At 37.6% G+C, this 3,537-nt stretch carries 2 protein-coding genes; both read right to left on the bottom strand.

The annotated features are described in order from the left end of the window. Positions 1-109: 109 nt before the first annotated feature. Complete coding sequence (locus tag F6K13_RS24010; RefSeq protein WP_124147728.1) at positions 110-553, bottom strand: YbjN domain-containing protein; 444 nt, start codon at positions 551-553, stop codon at positions 110-112. Between the two features lie 889 nt (positions 554-1,442). Further along, on the bottom strand, positions 1,443-3,537 hold a 2,095-nt coding region (locus F6K13_RS24005), incomplete at its 5' end, for a hypothetical protein (RefSeq protein WP_287288604.1).

Here is a 3,537-nt window from a genome sequence, read left to right as displayed (position 1 = left end):
TTGCGACAGACGCATCTGGTAGCGCACCCCGCGGGGTTGCACCGCTGCTCCCCTGCTCTCCACAAAGTTTTCAGAAGTTCCTGATAATGGATAGCTTTTCTGGAGATGTCTAATATATTCTGTCCATGGCCCTATGCCCTCCCCACTGTTCAACAATTTTATCGTCGTATTCATCAGAAATTGCTAAAACTGCTTTTACAGATGCTTCTAATTCTGGTTTATCGCAAGTAGAACCAACTATTGTATGTTCAAATATAATACTATTATTTTCATCTATACCAAAAGCACCAAAGCGCATTTTACTATTTTCTTGCAGTAAAAATTTCATCAAATCTGCTTTTAAATCTACATTTGTCACCACATAGGAGCGAGTATTAATTATTGCCTCATTATCTCCCCAAGCAAAAACAGATATTTCAACTAAAGCAGAACCCATAAACAAAGTAACACCTGGTAAATCTTGTCTCACACAGGGAAATTTATCAAATAATTCTCTCATCCAGAGAGAAATTTTGTTGTAGCAAGCTTCTTGTACATTCGTCTCAAATTGCATTATTTTTCTCCAAAAGCTTTACTAGAAACTAGCCATTACAAAAAAATATAATAACTATAATATATCAATTTTTGCACTTTGAGATAAAATAGACTGTAAGTTTATGATTTTCTTAGGATACAATTATGAGTGAAATATTAACACCTAGTTTAGTAGCCCAAATTCTCACTGCATTAGGATCGGTGGGTTTTTTATTCCTGGCAATTCAAGCATTGCGACTACTAAAACAATAACTATTAAAACAACAATGATGTTGATACATTGATTTCTATCGGGTGGTTGCAGTAATATTCGATCAAAAGCCAGTTATTTTGAGATTATTTAAACATCTCCAAAAATCAAAAATAAAATCAATTATTATCCATAGATTCTTAATTATTTATCCGGTTTTCCCTCTTTTATAGAGATGTCTATTAAGCGATCGCTCTGTAATATCATGTCCAGTTAATCTCATCCTCGACAAACTTTCTCTTCTATCCTTCTTTGCCTGATTTTCCCCCTATTGCCTACTCCCTCTAATACCAATTTAAAAAAAGAATGTTACGAATAATTGGGGGTGATTAAAAGATTTATTTTATCAAAGATATCCCTTTGATGAAAAAGATAAGTTTTAACCTAAAAAATGGTATAGAAGCCATTCATTCTGTACGTCGCCAATCCGACTTCTCCCCTACCTGTACAGACAAACGGCCGTTTGCCCTACCACTGACTCCTAAGAAATAGCCTAGCTATTTGTAACAAAAATTTATCAAATTTGTATAATGCCATGACCATGTCCGGATGATTAACTATAATCAAAATGTTATATTGAAGCGCTCTTGAAGGAAGATCCCAAATTTATGCTCCGTTTCCAGTGTTCGATCTTGAGCTTACACCTACGACCTACGACCTAAGAACTTTCTAATGTTAAAAAATGTACCCTTCCAGAGGCTTCACCAACAATAATTTTTACTCCATCTTCTGCCACAGCGCAACATTCTAAGGAACTCTCTCCTGTAAAATGGGCGATCGCCAGTCGCTTTTCTAAGTCCCAAACTTTGAGAGTATGATCGTCAGATGCAGAAATTACTTGCTGACCATTTGGTGTGACTGCAACTGAACTTACCCAGTCAGTATGACCACTCAAACTAAATAGTTCCTCTGCGGTTTCTAAACACCAAACTTTAATAGTTTTGTCAAAAGACCCAGAAATTACTCGCTTACCATCTGGTGTTACTGCCAAAGCTTTCACCCACCCATTATGACCGACTAAAGTAGAAACTTCTTCTCCAGTTTCCAAGCTCCAAACTTTAATAGTCTTGTCAAAAGACCCAGAAATTACTCGCTTACCATCTGGCGTTACTGTCACTGAACTTACCCAGTCAGTATGTCCTATAAAAGTAGCAACCTCCTTTAAAGTTTCTAAATTCCAGACTTTTAGAGTTTGGTCAGATAAACAGGCGATCGCTCGTTTACCATCTGGTGTAACTGCCACAGCAAAAATACATCTAGTATTACCTTCTAAACTCAACAATTCCTGTGCTGTTTCCCAACTCCAAACTTTGAGAGTGTTATCATCAGAAGCTGAAATAATACGTTTGTCTGGTAATGCTGCTACGGAATTAACTCGATCAGTATGACCTTTAAGAGTACAAACTGATTTTGTTGTGTTTAAATTCCAAACCTTAATTGTATTATCCCAAGACGCTGATGCTGCTTGTCGAGCTGGTAGCGCTACTGCTGCATTTACCCTATTAGTATGTCCGATCGGAGGTGGTAATTCTACAGAAGTATCAAGACTCCACACTTTGAGAGTAAAATCATCAGAACCAGAAATTATGCGTCCATCTGGTAAAACTGCAACTGCATATACTGAATCAGCATGACCTTTGAGAGCAAATAACTCTTCTTCTGTCTGGAGACTCCAAACTTTGAGAGTATTGTCGGAAGCAGCAGAAATAATTCCCTTATTGTCTGGAGCTACTGCTACTGCATTTATCCCTTTGGTATGACCTTTGAATGTCAAAATAGTTTTTTGACTGTGCAGATTCCAAACTTTAATTGTGTTGTCAGAAGAACCGGAAATTACTTGTCCTTCTGGAAGTGTTGTTACACTTCTCACACCACCCGTATGACCTTTTAGTGTCAATACTTCTTCTTTTGTCTGGAGATTCCAAATTTTGAGAGTGCGATCAGATGAGCCTGAAATAATTTCTTGATCAGATAATACTGCTAACGAATTGACCCAACCTTTATGACCAGTGAGGGTAATTTCTTCTTTTTGTGTTTCAATATTCCAGACTTTAATCGTATGATCTGAAGAACCGGAAACTACTCTACCATCTGGTAATACTGCCACTGCTCTTACTCCTCTTGTATGACCAGTGAGTGCGATCAATTCTTTGGTTGTTTCTAGGTTCCAAATTTTGATGCTGAAGTCATCAGACCCAGAAACCACCCATTTATCATTTAATAATGCTATAGCTCTAATTCTCGCCTTGTGACCAGTTAAGGTTGCTATTTCTTTCCCTGTTTCCAGGTTCCAAACTTTGAGAGTATTGTCAGCAGAACCAGAAATTACCAATCCTTCTGGGGTAACAACTACTGCATTTACCCACCCAGTGTGACCGATGAAAGTGCGTAACAGTCTACCTCCAGGAGGTGTGAGACTTGGTGCCATTGGTTTTAACCAGGGCGATCGGTTCCAGGATTTTGCTTGTTGTAGCATTTTCTGAATTTCTGGTATTTCAAAAGATAGCAGTCGCCCCCACAATTGTCCTGGTAGTTGCGTTTTATCTTCCACAAGGATATGAGATGATAGTTCAATTGCCCCTTGAATTAATTTTAGAGTTTTAACTTTTTCACTTGAAGTCCATACATTAGAATGCATGGCTTCCTCATAATCATTTAATAGATATTCTACTCCGAATAAATATAGTCTTGATTCGATAAAATCAAAATCTGTGAGTAAGCGATGCAATTGCTCTGTATCAGATTCACTCACG

Origin of the sequence: Okeania sp. SIO2B9, assembly GCF_010672505.1 — a bacterium.
GTDB lineage: Bacteria > Cyanobacteriota > Cyanobacteriia > Cyanobacteriales > Microcoleaceae > Okeania > Okeania hirsuta.
The sequence above is the reverse complement of the archived record's forward strand: the minus strand, read 5'-3'. Positions and strand labels throughout refer to the sequence as shown.

What these genes read in the sequence shown, in the direction of transcription:
- F6K13_RS24010 (WP_124147728.1), bottom strand. Translation starts at nt 553, where the DNA reads ATGCAATTTGAGACGAATGTACAAGAAGCTTGCTACAACAAAATTTCT.